At 61.0% G+C, this 300-nt stretch carries 1 pseudogene; it reads right to left on the reverse strand.

The features are described from left to right. Nucleotides 1-300, reverse strand: a pseudogene (locus ACV22Z_RS35880) (RNA polymerase sigma factor RpoD); the annotation flags it as partial.

Raw genomic sequence — 300 nt, forward strand, 5'->3', positions numbered from 1 at the left:
ATCGTGAGTTCTTCGAGGCGGGCCGCGTTCGCTTTCTCCGAAGCCCCGGCGTCCGCTTCAACGTCGTCGTCGTCCGTGTCGTCATCGGAGGTGTCTGCCTCCTCGTCAACTTCATCGGAATCAGGCGTCACTTCGTTTGTCACTTCGCTTTCGTCCGTATCGTCGCTGATGCCATCGACCAGTTCATCGATACGCAGCTCGCCGGCTGCGATGCGGTCTGCATCGGCAAGAATCGTGGACACGACCGCCGGGCACGCGGCGATCGCCTGAATCATGTCCTGCAGGCCGTCTTCGATACGC

This window comes from Burkholderia sp. PU8-34 (assembly GCF_053427725.1).